The sequence below is a fragment of the Pseudomonas sp. FBCC-B545 genome (assembly GCF_059134095.1).
Genome location: NZ_CP101441.1, coordinates 1,971,353 through 1,990,047, shown reverse-complemented (window position 1 = coordinate 1,990,047; position 18,695 = coordinate 1,971,353). Strand labels below are relative to the sequence as shown.

Here is an 18,695-nt window from a genome sequence, read left to right as displayed (position 1 = left end):
CCGCGCTATTTCTTTTTCTTTTTGTCGTGCTTGTCGGTTTTATCGAATGCGTCTTCCAACGCACGATTGATGGTGCGCAGCACCTTGACCCGCGCCCAGCGCTTGTCATTGGCTTCCACCAGGGTCCAGGGCGCCACCTCGGTGCTGGTGCGATCAACCATGTCGCCCACGGCTGCACGGTAGTCGTCCCACTTGTCGCGATTGCGCCAGTCGTCCTCGGTGATCTTGAAGCGCTTGAACGGGATCTCTTCACGGGCCTGGAAACGTTCCAGCTGCGTTTGCTTATCAATGGCCAGCCAGAACTTGACCACGATCACGCCAGCATCGCGCAACTGCTCCTCGAAATCATTGATCTCCCCATAGGCGCGCATCCAGTCCGTCGGGGTGCAGAAGTCCTCGACGCGCTCCACAAGCACACGGCCATACCAGGAACGGTCGAACACGGTGAACATGCCGCGTGCCGGGATCTTCTGCCAGAACCGCCACAGGTAGGGCTGGGCGCGTTCGTCTTCGCTGGGCGCGGCAATTGGCACGATATGGTACTGGCGTGGGTCCAGGGCCGCGGCGACACGACGGATCGCGCCGCCCTTGCCCGCCGCGTCGTTGCCCTCGAACACCGTCACCAACGCGTGCTTGCGCATGCGCTTATCGCGCATCAGGCCGGATAAGCGCGCCTGCTCGGTGATCAGTTGCTCTTCATAGTCGTCCTTGTCCAGGCGCAGGGTCATGTCGAGGCTGTTGAGCAGGCTTACCTGGTCCACGGCCGACGGCAGCGGCGCCGGGTTCATGCCGCTGGCCCTGCCCTTGGGCATTTTCAAGGCATTTTGCAGGCCTTCGAGCAGGATCTTGCCCACGGTAAGGCTGCGGTAATTGCTGTCCACCCCTTCAATCACATGCCAGGGTGCGTAATCCCGGCTGGTGCGACGCAGCACGCGCTCACCGAAATGCACGAACTTGTCGTAGGTCTTGGACTGTTGCCAGTCCAGCGGGCTGATGCGCCAGCTGTGCAACGGGTCGTCTGCCAGGGCCTTGAGGCGTGCTTTCATCTGCTTCTTGGACAGATGGAACCAGAACTTGAAAATCAGCGCGCCTTCGTCACAGAGCATTTTTTCCAGGCGCTCGGCACCGGCAATGGCCTGGTCGAGACGGGCGTCCTTGATCTGGCCATGGACCCGGCCTTGCAGCATCTGGCTGTACCAATTGCCGAAAAAGATACCCATGCGGCCCTTGGCCGGCAGTTGCCGCCAGTAGCGCCAGGCCGGTGGGCGCGCCAGTTCCTCGTCGGTCTGCTGGTCGAAGGTACGCACTTCGATCAGGCGCGGGTCCATCCACTCATTGAGCAGCTTGACGGTCTCGCCCTTGCCGGCGCCCTCGATGCCGTTGATCAGAACGATCACCGGGAAGCGCTTCTGCTGCTGCAGTTCGTATTGCGCCTCCAGCAAGGCTTCGCGCAGGGCCGGCACTTCGGCGTCATAGGTGTCTTTGTCGATGGCGTGACCGATTTCGGCGGATTCGAACATGGGCAGCTCCGTTTCAAGATGGCTCAAGACTAGCGGATTGGGCAACGGCCTGTGGCAGGAAATTCCACCCGGGATTGCCTTGGGTCAATCCAACCCCTGTTGATCGGCTAGAATGGCCGCCTTGTCTTTGCCCGCTTTCCTTTATGAGCCGCCATGAACCCCATCACCCACGCCCAGCTCGACTGGGATGACCAAGGACGCCCGCACTCGCGGATGTTCGACGATGTGTACTTCTCCGACCAGTCGGGCCTTGAAGAAACCCGTTATGTGTTCCTTGAGCAAAACCGCCTGCAGGAGCGCTTCGCCGCCTTGCCTGCCGGCGGGCGACTGGTAATCGGCGAGACAGGCTTCGGCACCGGCTTGAATTTCCTCTGCGCCTGGCAACTGTTCGAGCAGCATGCGGTGGCCGGCGCACGGCTGCACTTTGTCAGCGTGGAAAAATACCCGCTCAGCCACACTGACCTGCAACGTGCCCTGGCCCTCTGGCCTGAACTGCAACCCTTGGCCGAACAACTCTTGGCGCAATACATCGCCATCCACCAGGGTTTCCAGCGCCTGGTGCTGGGCCAAGGCCGCGTGACCCTGACCCTGTTGATCGGCGATGCCCTGGAACAACTGCCGCAACTGGATGCACAGATTGACGCATGGTTCCTCGACGGCTTTGCCCCGGCGAAAAACCCCGATATGTGGACCGCCGAGCTGTTTGCCGAACTGGCGCGCCTGGCGGCGCCGGGCTCGACCATCAGCACTTTCACCAGCACTGGCTGGGTGCGGCGCCTGATCAACGCGGCGGGCTTCAAGATGAAGCGCACGCCGGGCATCGGCCACAAGTGGGAAATCCTGCGCGGTGAGTTCGTCGGCTGGCCAGCCGATATTCCCAGGCCCACGGCTACACCACCGTGGTTCGCCCGCCCAACCACCCACTATGCAGAACGCCGCGCCCTGGTGATCGGCGCGGGGCTGGCCGGTTGTGCCACCGCGGCCAGCCTGGCGGCACGCGGCTGGCAGGTGTGCCTGCTGGAGCGGCATGCGGCGCTGGCCCAGGAGGCGTCCGGCAACCCGCAAGGGGTGCTGTACCTCAAGCTGTCGGCCCATGGCACCACACTGTCGCAGTTGATTGTGAGCGGCTTCGGCTACACCCGCAGGCTGCTCGAGCAGTTGCAGCGCGGTGTGGATTGGGACGCTTGCGGCGTGCTGCAACTGGCGTTCAACCCCAAGGAAGCCGAGCGCCAGGCACAACTGGCGCAGGCGTTTGCCCCGGACCTGCTGCACCCGGTGGATGCAGCCCAGGCCCAAGCCCTCGCTGGCGTGGCGCTGGACCAGGGCGGGTTGTTTTTCCCCGAGGGCGGCTGGGTCCATCCGCCAGCGTTGTGCGAGTGGCAGGCCCGCCATCCAGGTATTGAGGTGCGCCTTCATCAGGAAGCGCTGACCTTGCAGCAGGTCGACGGCCAATGGCAGGCCCGTGACGCCGAGGCGCTGATCGCCAGTGCACCGGTGGTGGTCCTCGCCGGGGCCGCCGAGGTCAAACGCTTCCCCTTCAGTGCCGCCCTGCCCCTCAAGCGGATTCGTGGGCAAATCACCCGCTTGGCGCAAACCACTGAAAGCCAACACTTGAGCACGGTGGTCTGTGCCCAAGGCTACGTCGCCCCCGCACGCCTGGGCGAACATACCCTGGGCGCCAGTTTTGCTTTCAACAGCGACGACTTGACCCCCACCCTGGCCGAACATGCCGATAACCTGGCCCTGCTGAGGGAAATCTCCCCACCGCTGCTGCATGCCCTGCAAGCCGATGCCTTGCCGCTGGAAACCTTGAAAGGCCGTGCGGCATTTCGCTGCACCAGCCCCGACTACCTGCCCATCGTCGGCCCGCTGGCCGATGCAGCGGCCTTCGCCCAAGCCTACGGCGTACTCGCCCGGGATGCCCGGCAAGTGCCCGATATGCCCTGCCCCTGGCTGGACGGCATGTACATCAACAGCGGCCATGGCTCACGCGGTTTGATCACCGCGCCCTTGTCGGCAGAATTGTTGGCCGCCTGGCTGGATAAAGAACCGCTGCCATTGCCCGCTCCTGTCGCCCAGGCGTGCCATCCCAACCGCTTTGTCTTGCGCGAGCTGATTCGCGGCAAGCCTGGGCAGACCCCATGAACCCTGCCTAGCGAATTTCGCACACCCCCAGTTCATCAGCGCGCATGGCCGCCAGGGTCAGGCGCTCGAAGGCGACCTCTTCGGCGGTGACCTGCTCCCGCAGAATGCCATCCATGCGTGATCGGTAGGTTTCGTCATCAAGATCCGCGCCTTGTTCGAACACTGCCTGCATACGCGTCTCGAACGGCTCGTTAAGGGTGCTGAAACTGGCGGCATAGGCGCGCTTGAGGTAGTCCGTCCAGAACGGCAGATTAATGAGGAAACGCAACAGTAGAGGCGATATTTCCGCGGCCTTGATCTTCAGTTCCGCATCACTCAGCGCCGCCGGGGTGACACCGCCCAAACTGGCATAACGCATGTGCTTAGGCTGCCCTGGCAGATAGAAACGGCTGGCCAGACCGGTACGGTAGGCCAGGCTGACCTCCAAGGCATCGCCGCCGGGGTTGGCGATGCTGTGGTTGCGCGCAATGCTTTCCAGGCGATCGAGCCGATACAGGCCGCGCCCCAGCGCCAACAAGGGCCTGGCGGACAGCTGGCCGCCCTCGACCTGCATGCGCGCATCGCTGATTTCAACCAGGATTTCCAGGGCGCTGAAGCTCACCGCCGCGCCGTCATCACAGTTATACGGGGTGAATGCACGTTCAAATACTTCGGTGGCCAGGTCGGCGCGCTGGCTGCTCGCCTCGAGTACCCGCCACACGCGCCGGGTCATGTCTTCACGCACATGCTCGCTGTCGGCCGCTCCACCCAGCTCGGCCAGCAACTTGAACAAGCCGTCACTGTGCCTGTCATCCTTCAACATCCGCCACATCAGGTCTTTTTGCGCGTAGTCCGCCTGCCGCGAATCGGGCATCCACAACTCGCGAGCGGCCTGCTCGTTCAAGCGTGCGTCATCGTCTTCGTAAAAGCCCATGCCCACGCCGCGCTGGCGACGATAATCGAGCACTTGCCGGCTTGTGGATGCCGACAATGGATTGTGGCGCAAGTTGATACCCCGGGTGCGATCCCGATGCGCCGTGAACAACCACGCCGGCAGCTCGGTAATGTCGTTCTCGCGCAGGTCCACACTGGTCAGGTAGGGCAAACGCCACAAGTGTTCGGGAAAGGTCTTGAGCCGGCAGTCATGCAGGATCAATTGGTGCAAGTCGAACAGGTGATCGACCTTAGGCGGATCAACCAGCGGGTTGCCCGCCAGGTTCATGATCCTGAGGGTGCGCAGGTCTGCCAGCTTGGTGCGCATGTAGTTGGTCAGCACCAGTTGATTGTCATCCAGGTACAAGGCTTGCAACTGCGGCATGTGCGACAGTACCTCCGGCAGACGGGTCAAGCGGTTGCCCGACAGCTCCAGGGACTTGAGCCCGGGGAAGTGTTTGAGGAAATACGCCACTTCATCGCCGACGCCCATGTTCTTCATCGACAGTTGGCGTACATGCGTGAATTTGATCTCGGGTGGCAATATCGGCAGCGGCCCGCCGAGCATCCCGTCGAGGGACACGCCGGCCTCTTTATTCAAGGTGGTCATCCGCCGCCAGCAGGCTTTCAGCCGCCGTGCGATGATTTTGCGACCAAACCGGGCGTCCGCAGGCGTACCGGGGATTTTCGCCAGCGCGGCCCGGTCATGGCGCCAGGTATTGAGCACTGAGCGCAGGGTTTCATAGTCGTTCTGCAGGCCCTTGACCGCGCGGGCACGGGCCATGTGGTCAGCCCCCAGCTCTTCGATCAGGCTTGAGGCCTGGGCGTCGTTCAGCAAGGGATAGAGTTTTTTCACCTTGCGTATCAGTGCCGCCGGCTGTGGCGTGACCTCAGGCGGTGAAGCCTGCACGCAACCCTCGCGCCACAACGGCAGGGGTTCGGCAGAGGCGCGGCGCAGATGCCCGGCTACCAGGTCACGTTCATCCCCGACCCGCCAGCGCAGTTTCAACTGCAGCTGTCTGGCCCCCCGCTCGCCGGTGGAGTAAATCCCCAGGCCGGTGCGTTCTGTGGCCGAAAGCGTGCTCAGCAGCGCCTGGTAAAAGCCCAACGGCCCCGGCAGCGGCTCATGCAGGGCCTGGCCCTGCTCGTCGAAGGCCTGGTAGCCCCGGGCGGACTTGACCAGCTTGCGCAAACGCGTCGCGGTGGGAGTTTCCAGCTTGCCGAGCAAGGCGCCGTCCAGCGCCTGTTCATGCACTTGCAAGCGCAGTTGCGCCGGCCATCCCGGTAACCGCCCCAGTAGGCTGACCGCGAGGCGCTCAGTTGATTCGGTGGCCAACGGTGGCAGGTAGAAACCGGCCACCGCACGGTCTTCCTGCAGTTCGCGCAACGCCTGCCCGGCACGCTGAAAAAGGCGCAAGGGCACGCTGCCAGTCTCACGCAGATACAGACGCTCAAGCGATGACGCCTGGGACAATAGCTCCTCGATCATCCCGGTGGGCAATTCTGGGAAGCGGTGTTTGAGCACGTCGGCAATGCCCGAAGCGGGCGGATCAGCATGTTCGCAGAGCTGGTCGAACAGCGTGCGGTAATGCCGTTTTACCCCCGCCAGCAAACGCGCACGCAGTAGCTTATGGGCCTGCTGGATGTCGGCTTTTTCACCCAGCAGCACGTCGCGCTCCTTGGCGCTGAAGGTCTCGAGCAGCGTGTGCATCACCTGACCGTCCTTGAGTTGCTGCTCACTGACGTGGATGCTCATGTCTTCGTAATCGAATGGAGCGGTATCGGGATAGCGCTTGAGCAAGTTTCCCTCGGCGTCCAGCAGCTCGAAAAAACGCCCCTTGGGCCACCCTTCCAGCATCGGCAAAGCCAGCATTTGCACGACCCCCGTACCGGCATCGGGCTGGTTCTGGAATTCCAGTTGCCAGGCCAGGTCGCGAATCAATTGCTCCTGGCGCCAACGCATCACACAGTCGCGCAGCCGCTGCGGCAAGGGCTGGTTGTACTGGGCCAGTTGGCGTAACCAGGGCAACCGGCTGTTGGTGGTGCTGATGATTTCATCCAGGCGGCCGTCGGGCAGTGATCTGAGTCCGGGAGACAGGCGTTCGAGTACATAAGCCGGGCTGTTCCACTGCTCGACCTGCTCGGCCTGATGGCGCCAGCCGCCGAAACCATTGTGTTCCAAGAGCGGGCGATAAGCCGTTTGACGCACCGGATGCAGTACCCGCCAGCGACCGACGCCAGCATCGAAAGACACCCGGTAGATCGCGCCGTCAATCGCGATATAAGAGCGCCCTTGATATTGGTAGATGCCTTTGTAACTGGGCGTGGCGAGCACCTCGGCAGCCACCGACTGCTGGTAAGGACGCAGGTCGCGTCGCCATAACCGTGACTCGCCGTGCGCGGCTTTGACCGCCTCGAACTGCTCGAAATAACTCGCCGGCGTACGCGAAGCGTCCTTGAACAGAGCCCCCACGGCTTTGCCCCCGACGGCCATCAGCGCCATTGACGCAATGCCTTCAGCCACATTGGTCATGTGCTCCAGCGCATCGGTCTTGTGCCCGTGCTGCCAGTCCTGTACGCCCTCATAGACCTCGCCCAACAGCTGGCCGACACCCACCCCGAGCATCAACTGGCCCAGGCCCGGCACGAAAAAACCGGCGATATTGGCCAATGTCAGCCCCAGCTCCACATACCGCTCGATCAGTGATCGGCGGGCCTCCTCGTCGACCTCTGCCACCGGCACCGCCAACACCCTGGCATCCAATTGCGCCTTGCCCACGTAGGCATCGAAAAAAAACCGCGACACGCTGACCGGGGCCGATACCGCCTCCAGGCTTTCCACGGCCTTGCGGGTATCAAAGCGCTGGAAAAAGTCCACGCGTTCGGATTCATCCAGATAGCCTTTGAAGAACTCGCGATAGGCAGGCTCCTGCAGCTTGGACGATAGATAGCCCTTGAACGCCGCCAGGGTGTCGTACTCGAACCATGGGCGGGCTGGATCGTTGGGCATGTACACCACGCAGCGACCCGAGGACAGGTCTTGCTCGGCACTGCCGGAAAACACCAGCACACTCCACGCGCAGGCCTGGTCGATGTTCAACCCATGCCAGACCAGCGCGCGGCCCTCCAGCAACAGGTCGCGGGTTGGATAAGTGTCCCTGCCTGACCAAAGCACCTTGAACAGCAGCGTGCCGGTCTCCTGGCGCATGTGCCCCTTGCCCAGGGCGATATGCAGGTCCAGGCGCATGTCGCTCAACTTGAGCCGGCCAATGTCCCTGGCCGCCGGGTTAAAGGCATCCGCCGCCATCACTTCACCGGGGGCGGGCAAATCGAAGACCTCCCGTAGATGTTCCTGATAGGCCGCGCCCAGATCCAGCTCGCGACAGTAACCGGCAAACTCGACAGCGCTCATTGACTCGACCTCAAGCCCCGTGCCGACGTTACGCACCAGTGCGCCGATCCCCAGGCCACCGTCCTCAGCCTGGGAAGCGCTGAAATTCTGCATGGCGGCCTGCAGCAGCGTGCGCTTCTCGACCGTCACCGTCATCAACAGCGGGCCCAGCAGGTCGGGGTTGGCGTTGGTCATTGAGCGGTGGGGCAACTCCAGCACATCGTGTTTCACATCCAGATGCTGCCCCTTGGAAACCAGCAACGCTTCAAGTCGCTCGCTGCAGAATTCATCGAGCGGTTCCAGGTTCTTCAGTAGCGTATTGAGCGCCTCGCGCAGTACTTCACTGTCCACGTGCTCGCGCTTGATATGCGCCAGGCTGCGAGCGTCAGCACGAACCATCCAGCCGGGCAACCGGTCGAGCAGCACTTGGGTTATATCCAGATCCTGGGTGGCCTCCAGCAGCTTGCCGGGCAACTGTGCCCACACCTTGGGTGTAACCACCTCACTTACCTGTGACATCCATGACCTCCATGACAACCTTGAATAATGACGCCCCACCATATGCCCGCCGCCGCCGGGAATGGGTTTGAATACCTGCTGGTTTGCGCGGTCCATCAGCCCACAATTTGCGTGCATCCTTGACCTATCTAACGCCCTGGCCCCAGAGCCTGCGCCAAGCCGCGAACACTGATCAGCGCCTCATGCCCTGATCGCTTATAACTTATCGTTCTAAAACTCCACGGGTATGCCTGGGTCAGTTTCAGAGTACCTGCGCGTTCAGCGCGCGATCTGTTGACCCCTCCCCAACGGAAAAACCGGTAAGGAACTTATGTGTGGATTAGCTGGCGAGTTACGCTTTGATCATCAACCTGCCGACCTGGCAGCGGTAGAACGCATCACTCATCACCTCGCCCCCCGAGGCCCCGACGCATGGGGCTTCCATGCCCAAGGGCCGATTGCCCTGGGCCACCGTCGCCTGAAAATCATGGACCTGTCGGATGGCTCCGCCCAACCGATGGTCGACGCCCAACTAGGGCTGTCCCTGGCCTTCAACGGCGCGATCTATAACTTCCCGGAACTGCGTCAAGAGCTGGAAGCCCTGGGTTACGCCTTCTATTCGGGCGGCGACACCGAAGTGCTGCTCAAGGGTTATCACGCCTGGGGTGAGGCACTGCTGCCCAAGCTCAATGGCATGTTCGCGTTCGCCATCTGGGAACGTGACGCCCAGCGCCTGTTCATCGCCCGTGACCGCTTGGGCGTAAAACCTTTGTACCTGTCGCGCACCGGCCAGCGCCTGCGCTTTGCCTCGGCCTTGCCGGCGCTGCTCAAGGGCGGCGATATCAACCCGATCCTGGACCCAGTGGCCCTTAATCATTATTTGAATTTCCACGCCGTTGTGCCCGCACCGCGCACCTTGCTGGCGGGTATCGAAAAGCTGCCGCCCGCCACCTGGATGCGCATCGACGCCAGCGGCAAGACCGAGCAGAAAACCTGGTGGACCCTGCCTTACGGCCCCCATGAGGATGAGCAGAACCTCAGCCTTGAAGACTGGACCGACCGCGTCCTCGACAGCACCCGCGAAGCCGTGGCCATCCGTCAACGCGCCGCTGTGGATGTGGGCGTGCTGCTTTCCGGTGGCGTCGATTCGAGCATGCTCGTCGGCCTGCTGCGTGAAGTCGGCGTGCAGGACCTGTCGACCTTTTCCATCGGCTTTGAAGATGCCGGTGGCGAACGCGGCGACGAATTCCAGTACTCGGACCTGATCGCCAAGCACTATGGCACCCGTCATCACCAACTGCGCATCGCCGAGAGCGAAATCATCGAGCAATTGCCGGCGGCGTTCCGCGCCATGAGCGAGCCGATGGTCAGCCATGACTGCATCGCCTTCTACCTGCTGTCGCGGGAAGTGGCCAAGCATTGCAAGGTAGTGCAGAGCGGCCAGGGCGCCGACGAACTGTTTGCCGGTTACCACTGGTACCCGCAGGTGGATGGCGCGAGCGATCCCTACGCCGCTTACCGTGATGCCTTCTTCGATCGCAGTTACGACGACTACGCGGCCACTGTCGCGCCGAAATGGCTGACCGCCAACGACGCCGCCGGTGACTTTGTGCGCGAACATTTTGCCATGCCAGGAGCGGATGCCGCCGTAGACAAGGCCCTGCGCCTGGACAGCACGGTGATGCTGGTGGATGACCCGGTCAAGCGCGTGGATAACATGACCATGGCCTGGGGCCTGGAAGCGCGTACGCCATTTCTCGACTACCGCCTGGTGGAGCTGTCGGCCCGCGTGCCGGGCAAGTTCAAGTTGCCCGACGGCGGCAAACAGGTACTCAAGGAAGCGGCGCGCCGGGTTATCCCCAGCGAAGTCATCGACCGCAAGAAAGGCTATTTCCCGGTGCCCGGCCTCAAGCACTTGCAAGGCGACACCTTGAACTGGGTGCGTGAGCTGCTGCTGGACCCGAGCCAGGACCGTGGCCTGTTCAACCCGGCCATGCTCGACCGCTTGCTCACCGACCCCCAGGGTCAACTGACCCCGCTGCGCGGCTCCAAGCTATGGCAGTTGGCGGCGCTGAACCTGTGGCTCAGCGAACAAGGAATCTGATCGATGAAACCGAATGCCGCGGCGTATAGCCAACGCTTACTCAAGGGCCAGGCGCCGACCTACGAGCGCCTGCAGGCGCGCCTGGCCGAAGATGGCAGCCCACTGGCCGCCGAGCCGATTGCCGTGCATTGCGGCTGGGGGCGGTTGCTGATCGGCCATACCTTCCCGGACCCGGCCAGCCTGGCCCAGGAACTGCTCAATGAGCAGCCCGGCGAGCGCGACATCGCGCTCTATGTGGCAGCGCCCCAGCAGATCCTCGGGATAGACCCGCAGCAGTTGTTCCTGGATCCGTCCGACACCCTGCGCTTGTGGTTCAGCGATTATCGCCCGGCAACCCGGGTGTTTCGCGGCTTTCGCATTCGCAGGGTGCAAAGCGATGCCGATTGGCAGGCCGTCAATCAACTGTATCAAGGCCGCGGCATGTTGCCCGTCGATGCCGAGCGCCTGACCCCGCGCCACCAAGGCGGCCCGGTGTACTGGCTGGCCGAGGATGAAGACACTGGGGCGGTGATAGGCAGCGTGATGGGCCTCAATCACCATAAAGCCTTCCAGGATCCGGAAAACGGTTGCAGCCTGTGGTGCCTGGCCGTCGACCCGCAATGCACGCGCCCAGGCGTGGGTGAAGTGCTGGTGCGCCACTTGGTGGAGCACTTCATGAGCCGTGGCTTGAGCTATCTGGACCTGTCGGTGCTGCACAATAACCGCCAAGCCAAGAGCCTGTATGCCAAGCTTGGCTTCCGCGCGTTGACCACCTTTGCGATCAAGCGCAAGAACGGCATCAACCAACCGCTGTTCCTCGGCCCCGGACCGCAGGCGGAGTTCAACCCCTATGCACGGATCATCGTCGAGGAAGCCCATCGGCGCGGCATTGATGTGCAGGTCGACGATGCCGACGCGGGCCTGTTCACCCTCAGCCATGGCGGGCGCCGCGTGCGTTGCCGGGAATCCCTGAGCGACCTGACCAGCGCCATCAGCATGACCCTGTGCCAGGATAAGAGCCTGACCCACAAGGTGCTCAAGGCCGCCGGCCTGCAACTGCCCTCGCAGCAGTTGGCGGGCAGTGCCGACGACAACCTGGAGTTCCTCGATGAACACCAGCGCATCGTGGTCAAGCCGCTGGACGGCGAGCAAGGCCAGGGCGTGGCGGTAGACCTGCAAACCATTGAGGAGGTGCAGCAAGCCATTGAGGCGGCGCGCCAGTTCGACAGTCGTGTGTTGCTGGAAAGCTTCCACGAGGGCCTGGACCTGCGCATCCTGGTGATCGGTTTTGAAGTGGTCGCCGCCGCGATTCGTCGCCCGGCCGAGGTAATCGGCGACGGCCAGCATTCCATCCGCGCGTTGATCGAAGCCCAGAGCCGACGTCGCCAGGCTGCCACCGATGGCGAGAGCAAAATCCCCCTGGATGCGGAAACCGAGCGCACCCTCAAAGCCGCAGGTTATGGCTACGACAGCATCCTGCCCCAGGGCGTGCAACTAGCCGTGCGACGTACCGCCAATCTGCATACCGGTGGTTGCCTGGAAGATGTCACGGCGATCCTGCACCCAACGCTGGTGGACGCCGCCGTGCGTGCTGCCCGCGCCCTGGACATCCCCATGGTCGGGCTGGACCTGATGGTGCCGGCGGCCGACCAACCGGAGTACGTGTTTATCGAAGCCAACGAACGGGCCGGGCTGGCCAACCATGAACCGCAACCTACCGCAGAAAAGTTTGTGGATTTGTTGTTTCCGCACAGTCAGCCGACCGCTTGAGGATTGTGTTGAATGTGAAACCGCTATCGGGGGCAAGCCCCCTCCCACATTTGCCTGTGTTCACACATCAAGGGTGGGAGGGGGCTTGCCCCCGATGAGGCCGGCACAGGCAACGAATCTCTCAACCCTTTCATCGAAACCATCGATGCCCCCAACTCATCAGGAGTTTCCATGACCCGAACTATCCCCGAACCCGATCTCGCCTACCTGCAAAAAGTGCTGCTGGAAATGCTCGCCATCCCCAGCCCGACAGGATTCACCGACACCATCGTGCGCTACGTCGCCGAACGCCTGGAAGAACTTGGCATCCCGTTTGAGATGACCCGGCGCGGCACCATTCGCGCCACTCTCAAGGGCCAGAAAAACAGCCCGGACCGGGCCGTCTCCGCGCACCTGGACACCATCGGCGCCGCCGTGCGTGCGATCAAGGACAACGGCCGCCTGACCCTCGCCCCAGTGGGCTGCTGGTCAAGCCGCTTTGCCGAAGGCAGCCGTGTCAGCCTGTTCACCGATAACGGCGTGATTCGCGGCAGCGTGTTGCCGTTGATGGCCTCCGGGCACGCGTTCAACACCGCCGTGGATGAAATGCCAGTGAGCTGGGATCACGTGGAGCTGCGCCTGGACGCCTACTGTGCCACCCGCGCCGACTGCGATTCCCTGGGCATCAGCATCGGTGACTATGTGGCCTTCGACCCGCTGCCGGAGTTCACCGAGAGCGGGCACATCAGTGCTCGCCATCTGGATGACAAGGCCGGTGTCGCCGCCCTGCTTGCCGCGCTCAAGGCGATCATCGACAGTGGCGAGCCGCTGCTGATCGACTGCCACCCGCTGTTCACCATCACCGAGGAGACCGGCAGTGGCGCGGCGGCCGCCCTGCCCTGGGATGTCAGTGAGTTTGTCGGCATCGATATCGCCCCGGTCGCCCCCGGCCAACACTCCAGCGAACATGCGGTGAGCGTGGCGATGCAGGATTCCGGCGGGCCATATGACTATCACCTGTCGCGGCACCTGCTGCGCCTGGCGGCTGATAACGACCTGCCGGTGCGCCGCGATCTGTTCCGTTATTACTTCAGCGATGCGCACTCGGCTGTGACTGCCGGTCATGACATCCGCACCGCCCTGCTGGCCTTCGGTTGCGATGCCACCCATGGCTACGAACGCACCCACATCGACAGCCTGGCCGCTCTGAGTCGCTTGCTGGGCGCGTACATCCTTAGCCCGCCAGTGTTCGCCAGCGATGCGCAACCGGCCCAGGGCTCCCTGGATCGGTTCAGTCATCAGATTGAGCATGAAACGCAAATGGAAAGCGACACCCGCGTGCCGTCAGTGGACAGCCTGGTCGGTCAGAAGTCCTGACACGGGCAATTCCTGGTACTGGCAACAAAGGTCCCGGCGCAGTAGCATCGCCGGGACCTGACCCCAGAGGCTTGTATGCTGATTCCCTACGATGCACTTGAAGTCGACACCCTGACCCGCCTCATCGAAGACTTCGTCACCCGCGACGGCACTGATAATGGCGACGATACGCCCCTGGAAACCCGCGTGCTGCGCGTGCGCCAGGCGCTGACCAAGGGCCAGGCACTGATCGTCTTCGACCCCGAGAGCGAGCAATGCCAACTGATGCTCAAGCACGATGTGCCCAAGCATCTGTTCGACTGAACACCTGCGCCTAGAGATTGGGGACCGGCACCGGATGGGTGGCGGGCCCCTGGTGTTTGACAATCCTCTGGTACACCTCGGCTCGGTGCACTTTCACGTCCTTTGGCGCGTCGATGCCGAATTTCACGTGGGTCCCGTTTACTTCGAGGATATGCACGACGATGTCATCGCCGATGGAGATGGCTTCGCCTAGGTTGCGGCTCAAGACCAGCATGGCGGTTGTCCTTTTCGAGTGACAGGACCTTGACCATGCGCCCTTGAAAATGGACCGGCAATGGCTTGCGATCAAATCAGGCGCTGCCTACCCAAGAAGGTAATTTAACTGACAGACCTCGCCCTGATCAGCCTTTAACTGCTTGGGCCTTGGCGCGCATTTTGTCAGCCATCAGCGTCATTTCGTCATACAGCAACTGCGGGTTTTTCTGTTTCAACGCCCAGGCCATGCGCCCTTGCTCATGGGGCAGGATCATGAATTCGCCTGCGGCCACGCGCTGGTAGATGTAATCGGCGATGTCAGTCGCGGTGATGGGCGAACTCTCGAGCAGCTTGCCCACCTGTGCCTTCATGGCCGGGGTCGGCCCCCGGAAGGAGTCGAGCAGGTTGGTCTGGAAAAACGATGGGCATACCACATGCACGCCGACTTCCTGCTGCTTGAGCTCCACCAGCAGGCTTTCCGACAACGCCACCACGCCGGCCTTGGCCACGTTGTAGTTGCTCATGGCCGGGCCCTGCATCAGCGCGGCCATCGATGCAATATTGATAATCCGGCCCTTGCTCTTTTCCAGCAGCGGCAGGAACGCCTTGCAGCCCTTGACCACGCCCATCAGGTTGATTGCGATCTGCCAGTCCCAGTCCTCCAGAGACAGTTCGGCGAAGAACCCGCCTGAGGCCACGCCGGCATTGTTGACGATCACATCAATGCCACCCAGCTTCACCTCGCACGCTTGGGCCAACGCGGTGAGCTGGCTGTAGTCACGCACGTCACAGCGCTGGGTGAACCCGTCACCGCCCACCTCGCGAACCAGCCTGAGGGTTTCCTGCAACCCGGCCTCGCTGACATCCGACAAGGCCAACTGCCAACCCTCACGGGCCCAGCGCAGAGCGATTTCACGACCCAGGCCGGACCCGGCGCCAGTGATCATCATGCGGTTTTGCATAGGAAGTAGCCTTGTGGTTCACGAAAGAAGTGACCGGCAGTGTAGCGAAGGTTTTTCCTGCACCCACGCACCATCAGAGTGATGAATGCCCCAGGCAAACCGCGGGCTCGGTCAGATACCGGCCTATAGCCTAAGTTCAATAAACTTCAACTAGTCAGGTAGATCCGCGTACGTGTTAAAAGAAATAAGCGTCTGAACGAAATGCTTTTAAAAAACACTGAATTTTCTGTGCAATGACAGAGTCGGAGTTAGTAAGGCGCCCGTAATCAGATAGACGGGGGTATCGTAAATAACCGGTCTTTACCAAAGACCTATAAGGAAAAAACCATGAGCCTCATTCTGATCATTATCCTGATTCTCCTGCTGGTGGGTGGCCTGCCGGTGTTCCCGCACTCGCGTAACTGGGGCTATGGCCCGTCGGGTATCCTCGGCGTCGTGCTGGTAGTGCTGCTGGTACTGTTGTTGCTCGGCCGGATATAAACGCCGCGCCAAGCGTTTAAGAAGCAAAAAAAAGAGGCCTTCTGGAAGGCCTCTTTTTTATTGCCAGTCAGTTAGTCCGGCTTACCATCCACGACACCCGCGGTGTTATCCAGCAGGCTCTTGGTTGCGGTTTGCAGGAACGACTCTAGTTTCTGCTTAAGTGCAGCTTCGTCCGGCGACTCCGGGATCACCTTGCCGGTCGGCTCGGCGCCCAGTGTGTATTCCCACAACTTGGGTGGCATTTCCTTGGGCAATACCAGCACACGGTCACCGGTGAGCAAGGCTACGGTCTGGTCGCTGCCCGACGGCTTGATCACGCCAAACCCCTTGTCGCCTTCCGGCAGGTTGAGCAGGTCACGACCCCAGCACTGGTGCAGTGTGTCGCCGCCCAGGCGCCCCATGATGGTCGGCACGATGTCGATCTGGGTGCCCACCGTGTGATCACGCTCGCCGAACTTCTCCTGCATGCCCGGCGCGATCATCAGCATCGGTACGTTGAAGCGGCCCAGGTCCATCTCGGTGATCTGCTGCTCGTTGCCGAAGCCGTGATCACCCACGATCACAAACAGGGTCTCCTTGAAGTACGGTTCCTTGCGGGCCTTTTCAAAGAACTGGCCCAAGGCCCAGTCGGAGTAGCGCATGGCCGTCAAGTGCTCGTTGAGGCTGCCACGGTCGGTGACTTTTTCAACCGGCAATGGCGTCGGCAACGCGTACGGCGTGTGGTTGGACAAGGTCTGCAGCAGCGCATAGAACGGCTTGCCGCCTTCACGGGCTTTCAATTCTTCCAGGCCACGGTTGAACATGTCCTGGTCGGACACGCCCCAGGTCGGGTCGGAGAACACCGGGTCCACGAAGTCATTTCTGCCAATGAAGTTGGTCATGCCCTGGTTGCTGAAGAAGCCCGACTGGTTGTCCCAGGCGAAATCGCCGTTGTAGACATACACATCGTCGAAATCACGGGCGCTGAGTAACTGCGGCAGGCCCGACAGCTTGTGGCTGCCTTCCGGGGTCTGCATCAGGTATTCGAAACCCGGCAGGTTCGGGAAGCAGGCCATGGTGGCGAACATACCCTGGTGGGTGTGGGTACCGTTGGAGAAGAAGCGGTCGAACAACAAGCCTTCCTTGGTCAGCTTGTCGAAGTACGGGGTGATATTGCCCGGACGTCCCAACGCACCCACCGAGTGACCGGCGAAGCTTTCCATCAGGATCACCACGACGTTCTTGATCGGCAGGGTCTTCTCGGCCGGTGGCGTGAAGTCACGGCGCACGGCGGCGGTGTCGGTATCCACCAGTTTTTCCTGCGGTAACACCAGCATGTCACGCACGGTCTGGGTGGCCAATGGCTGTTCCAGGGTGGCTTTCCAGATATTGGAGCGATCTTCGGAGAAGCGCGACTTCGCCGCAGCGATCAGCGACAGGGTGCCATTGAGGCCCAGCTGGTTGGCGAAGTTGGAATCGGTGGTGTAGACGTCACCCCAGCGCAACGGCGGGCCCTGACGCAGGGTGCCCCGGATGGCGACCACGGCGACCAGCAGGCAGACCACGAACACCGCGATGCGGCTGTACCACGGTGCCACCTGGCGCGTACTGATAGTGCCGCCGCTGAACGGGCCGCGTGGGCGCGTTGCGCGGTCGGCGCCCTTGAAGGCCATGCTCAGGATCAGCGTGCCCACGGCCCAGGCCAGCAGGTAACGCACCACCGGGAACCCGTACCAGAGCATGCTCATCACGGTTTTCGGGTCTTCCTTCACATACTGGAAGACCAGACCGTTGAGGCGCTGGTGGAATTCGCGGTAGAAGTCCATCTCCATCAGGCCCAGGAACAAGGCGATGCTCGACGCAACGGTCAGCCACAAGCGGAAGAACCCGCGCGCCGCCATGGCCCGCACACTGAACAGCGCCAACAACAGCGGAATCAGCAGGTACATGACCAGGCGGATGTCCAGGCGCAGGCCGTTGGCGAACGCTTCCAGGAACGTCGAGGCCGGCGTATCCAGGATCATCTCGCGGTTGTAGACCAGCAACGCCAGGCGCAGCAGGGAGAACATCACCATCATGACCAGTGCGCACAGCAGCGTGTAAGCCAGATGGGATTTGACGGTCGGTTGCAGCAGGCGATTTGCAGCTCGCTGCTGATTCAGGGCGTCCGGGTTTGCCATGTCGTTTTAGGACCCATTGGAAGTTTAAGTTGCGAAATAAGGCAGTGGCGTCCGTCCCTCGCCCAGGCTGGCTGGGGTAGGCGGTTAACGCGGCGGCACAAATGGTGCCCGATCAAGGCCGGCAAGGCTATTAATTACTGAACGTGCAACGTGGCAGGGTCTTTAGAAGTCCCAGGAATAGAGCCTTGCCAGGCGATTAAAGCCGGCGAATTGTCTTGGATGGAATGTGAAAATTCTGTGCAGCGAATATCTCGATACACAAAATACGAATTGCCCGGTCATTCTTAGTCCACGCAGCTGAAAAAAATGATCGGTACGGGTGACGCATCGCAGATGCCATTCTTACGCCATCACTTTTGCGCGGTGTATCCGCCAATCGCACCGGTAATTTGCCGAAGGCAGTCGTCCCCATTATGGGGGTCATGAAACCGACTGGACACGCACCCAATCACCGAAGCCAAGTCATACACCAAACTACGCATCGCCGTTGCGCGCGACGGCGCAAACCTGCTGCTGCATTAGACTTCGGCTCCTTTTGCATGAAACGCAGACGCGCCTATCAGCCTATATTTTCAATTAACTATTCAGTCCTTTCATGGCAAAAAGGCAGAATTGAAAATAATTGTATTGTCTTGACACCCGCTCTCCCGCCTGCAAGTTTCATAGCCGTTGCGCAACACACATCCTTAAACGCAATGCTATGGATAGGAAAAACAAAATGGACGCTCTCGTTAACAATGCAACCTTTGAACTGGAACTGGATTCGGAAACCGCGGAGAAGTTTTCCGTCATTCTGAACGATGAAAGCCTGATGCATGCTGGCTTTGTTGCACACCAGTCGAACAACAACGTGTTGACGCTGGCCCTGGCTGAAGAAGTGAAAATCGCAGCCTGAAAAAACGGGAGGGAAGTCATTCCCTC

12 protein-coding genes are annotated in these 18,695 nt (G+C 61.4%); 7 read left to right on the top strand and 5 right to left on the bottom strand.

Annotated elements, in window-relative coordinates; all coding sequences use genetic code 11:
- Positions 1 to 5 precede the first annotated feature (5 nt).
- The gene (gene pap / locus NMB39_RS09230; RefSeq protein WP_057025486.1) at positions 6 to 1,520 is read right to left on the bottom strand and encodes a polyphosphate:AMP phosphotransferase; all 1,515 of its coding nucleotides are present in this window, start codon (positions 1,518 to 1,520) and stop codon (positions 6 to 8) included.
- A gap of 153 nt (positions 1,521 to 1,673) precedes the next feature.
- On the opposite strand from pap, the gene mnmC reads away from it, so the two are divergent.
- A complete protein-coding gene (mnmC, locus tag NMB39_RS09225) occupies positions 1,674 to 3,665 on the top strand; it encodes a bifunctional tRNA (5-methylaminomethyl-2-thiouridine)(34)-methyltransferase MnmC2/FAD-dependent 5-carboxymethylaminomethyl-2-thiouridine(34) oxidoreductase MnmC1 (protein ID WP_494339386.1) in 1,992 nt (663 codons plus the stop codon).
- 7 nt (positions 3,666 to 3,672) lie between these two features.
- Here mnmC and NMB39_RS09220 read toward each other — a convergent pair whose 3' ends face one another.
- A complete protein-coding gene (locus NMB39_RS09220; RefSeq protein ID WP_494339387.1) occupies positions 3,673 to 8,487 on the bottom strand; it encodes an NEL-type E3 ubiquitin ligase domain-containing protein in 4,815 nt (1,604 codons plus the stop codon).
- 310 nt (positions 8,488 to 8,797) lie between these two features.
- Between NMB39_RS09220 and NMB39_RS09215 the strand changes: the two genes are divergently transcribed.
- The 4 genes from NMB39_RS09215 to NMB39_RS09200 all read left to right on the top strand — a co-directional run bounded on the left by NMB39_RS09215 (position 8,798) and on the right by NMB39_RS09200 (position 13,978).
- Complete coding sequence (locus NMB39_RS09215) at positions 8,798 to 10,570, top strand: N-acetylglutaminylglutamine amidotransferase (RefSeq protein ID WP_057025489.1); 1,773 nt, start codon at positions 8,798 to 8,800, stop codon at positions 10,568 to 10,570.
- Between the two features lie 3 nt (positions 10,571 to 10,573).
- Entirely contained in the window at positions 10,574 to 12,319 is a 1,746-nt protein-coding gene (gene ngg / locus NMB39_RS09210) for an N-acetylglutaminylglutamine synthetase (protein ID WP_057025490.1), read from the top strand.
- 171 nt (positions 12,320 to 12,490) lie between these two features.
- On the top strand, positions 12,491 to 13,675 hold the full coding sequence (locus NMB39_RS09205; protein ID WP_057011711.1) for an osmoprotectant NAGGN system M42 family peptidase: 1,185 nt from the start codon (positions 12,491 to 12,493) through the stop codon (positions 13,673 to 13,675).
- A 75-nt stretch (positions 13,676 to 13,750) separates the two neighbouring features.
- Entirely contained in the window at positions 13,751 to 13,978 is a 228-nt protein-coding gene (locus NMB39_RS09200; protein ID WP_003192759.1) for a YheU family protein, read from the top strand.
- A gap of 10 nt (positions 13,979 to 13,988) precedes the next feature.
- On the opposite strand, the gene csrA is transcribed toward NMB39_RS09200, so the two are convergent.
- Positions 13,989 to 14,192, bottom strand: a complete 204-nt coding sequence (gene csrA, locus NMB39_RS09195) for a carbon storage regulator CsrA (RefSeq protein ID WP_057025491.1) — start codon at positions 14,190 to 14,192, stop codon at positions 13,989 to 13,991.
- A gap of 127 nt (positions 14,193 to 14,319) precedes the next feature.
- On the bottom strand, positions 14,320 to 15,135 hold the full coding sequence (locus tag NMB39_RS09190) for an SDR family oxidoreductase (protein ID WP_367236853.1): 816 nt from the start codon (positions 15,133 to 15,135) through the stop codon (positions 14,320 to 14,322).
- A 327-nt stretch (positions 15,136 to 15,462) separates the two neighbouring features.
- Here NMB39_RS09190 and NMB39_RS09185 point away from each other — a divergent pair, with 327 nt between their 5' ends.
- Positions 15,463 to 15,615, top strand: coding sequence for a DUF3309 family protein (locus NMB39_RS09185; protein ID WP_015885095.1), 153 nt, complete (start codon positions 15,463 to 15,465; stop codon positions 15,613 to 15,615).
- Positions 15,616 to 15,686: 71 nt separating this feature from the next.
- Here the strand turns inward: NMB39_RS09185 and NMB39_RS09180 are convergent, their stop codons facing one another.
- Complete coding sequence (locus NMB39_RS09180; protein WP_124412775.1) at positions 15,687 to 17,774, bottom strand: LTA synthase family protein; 2,088 nt, start codon at positions 17,772 to 17,774, stop codon at positions 15,687 to 15,689.
- A gap of 718 nt (positions 17,775 to 18,492) precedes the next feature.
- Between NMB39_RS09180 and NMB39_RS09175 the strand changes: the two genes are divergently transcribed.
- Entirely contained in the window at positions 18,493 to 18,669 is a 177-nt protein-coding gene (locus NMB39_RS09175; RefSeq protein ID WP_156382953.1) for a hypothetical protein, read from the top strand.
- Positions 18,670 to 18,695: the final 26 nt, after the last annotated feature.

Bases quoted from the DNA above. Each gene is read 5' to 3' on its own strand.
- pap (WP_057025486.1), bottom strand. From the start codon at position 1,520: ATGTTCGAATCCGCCGAAATCGGTCACGCCATCGACAAAGACACCTAT.
- mnmC (WP_494339386.1), top strand. From the start codon at position 1,674: ATGAACCCCATCACCCACGCCCAGCTCGACTGGGATGACCAAGGACGC.
- NMB39_RS09220 (WP_494339387.1), bottom strand. From the start codon at position 8,487: ATGTCACAGGTAAGTGAGGTGGTTACACCCAAGGTGTGGGCACAGTTG.
- NMB39_RS09215 (WP_057025489.1), top strand. From the start codon at position 8,798: ATGTGTGGATTAGCTGGCGAGTTACGCTTTGATCATCAACCTGCCGAC.
- ngg (WP_057025490.1), top strand. From the start codon at position 10,574: ATGAAACCGAATGCCGCGGCGTATAGCCAACGCTTACTCAAGGGCCAG.
- NMB39_RS09205 (WP_057011711.1), top strand. From the start codon at position 12,491: ATGACCCGAACTATCCCCGAACCCGATCTCGCCTACCTGCAAAAAGTG.
- NMB39_RS09200 (WP_003192759.1), top strand. From the start codon at position 13,751: ATGCTGATTCCCTACGATGCACTTGAAGTCGACACCCTGACCCGCCTC.
- csrA (WP_057025491.1), bottom strand. From the start codon at position 14,192: ATGCTGGTCTTGAGCCGCAACCTAGGCGAAGCCATCTCCATCGGCGAT.
- NMB39_RS09190 (WP_367236853.1), bottom strand. From the start codon at position 15,135: ATGCAAAACCGCATGATGATCACTGGCGCCGGGTCCGGCCTGGGTCGT.
- NMB39_RS09185 (WP_015885095.1), top strand. From the start codon at position 15,463: ATGAGCCTCATTCTGATCATTATCCTGATTCTCCTGCTGGTGGGTGGC.
- NMB39_RS09180 (WP_124412775.1), bottom strand. From the start codon at position 17,774: ATGGCAAACCCGGACGCCCTGAATCAGCAGCGAGCTGCAAATCGCCTG.
- NMB39_RS09175 (WP_156382953.1), top strand. From the start codon at position 18,493: ATGGACGCTCTCGTTAACAATGCAACCTTTGAACTGGAACTGGATTCG.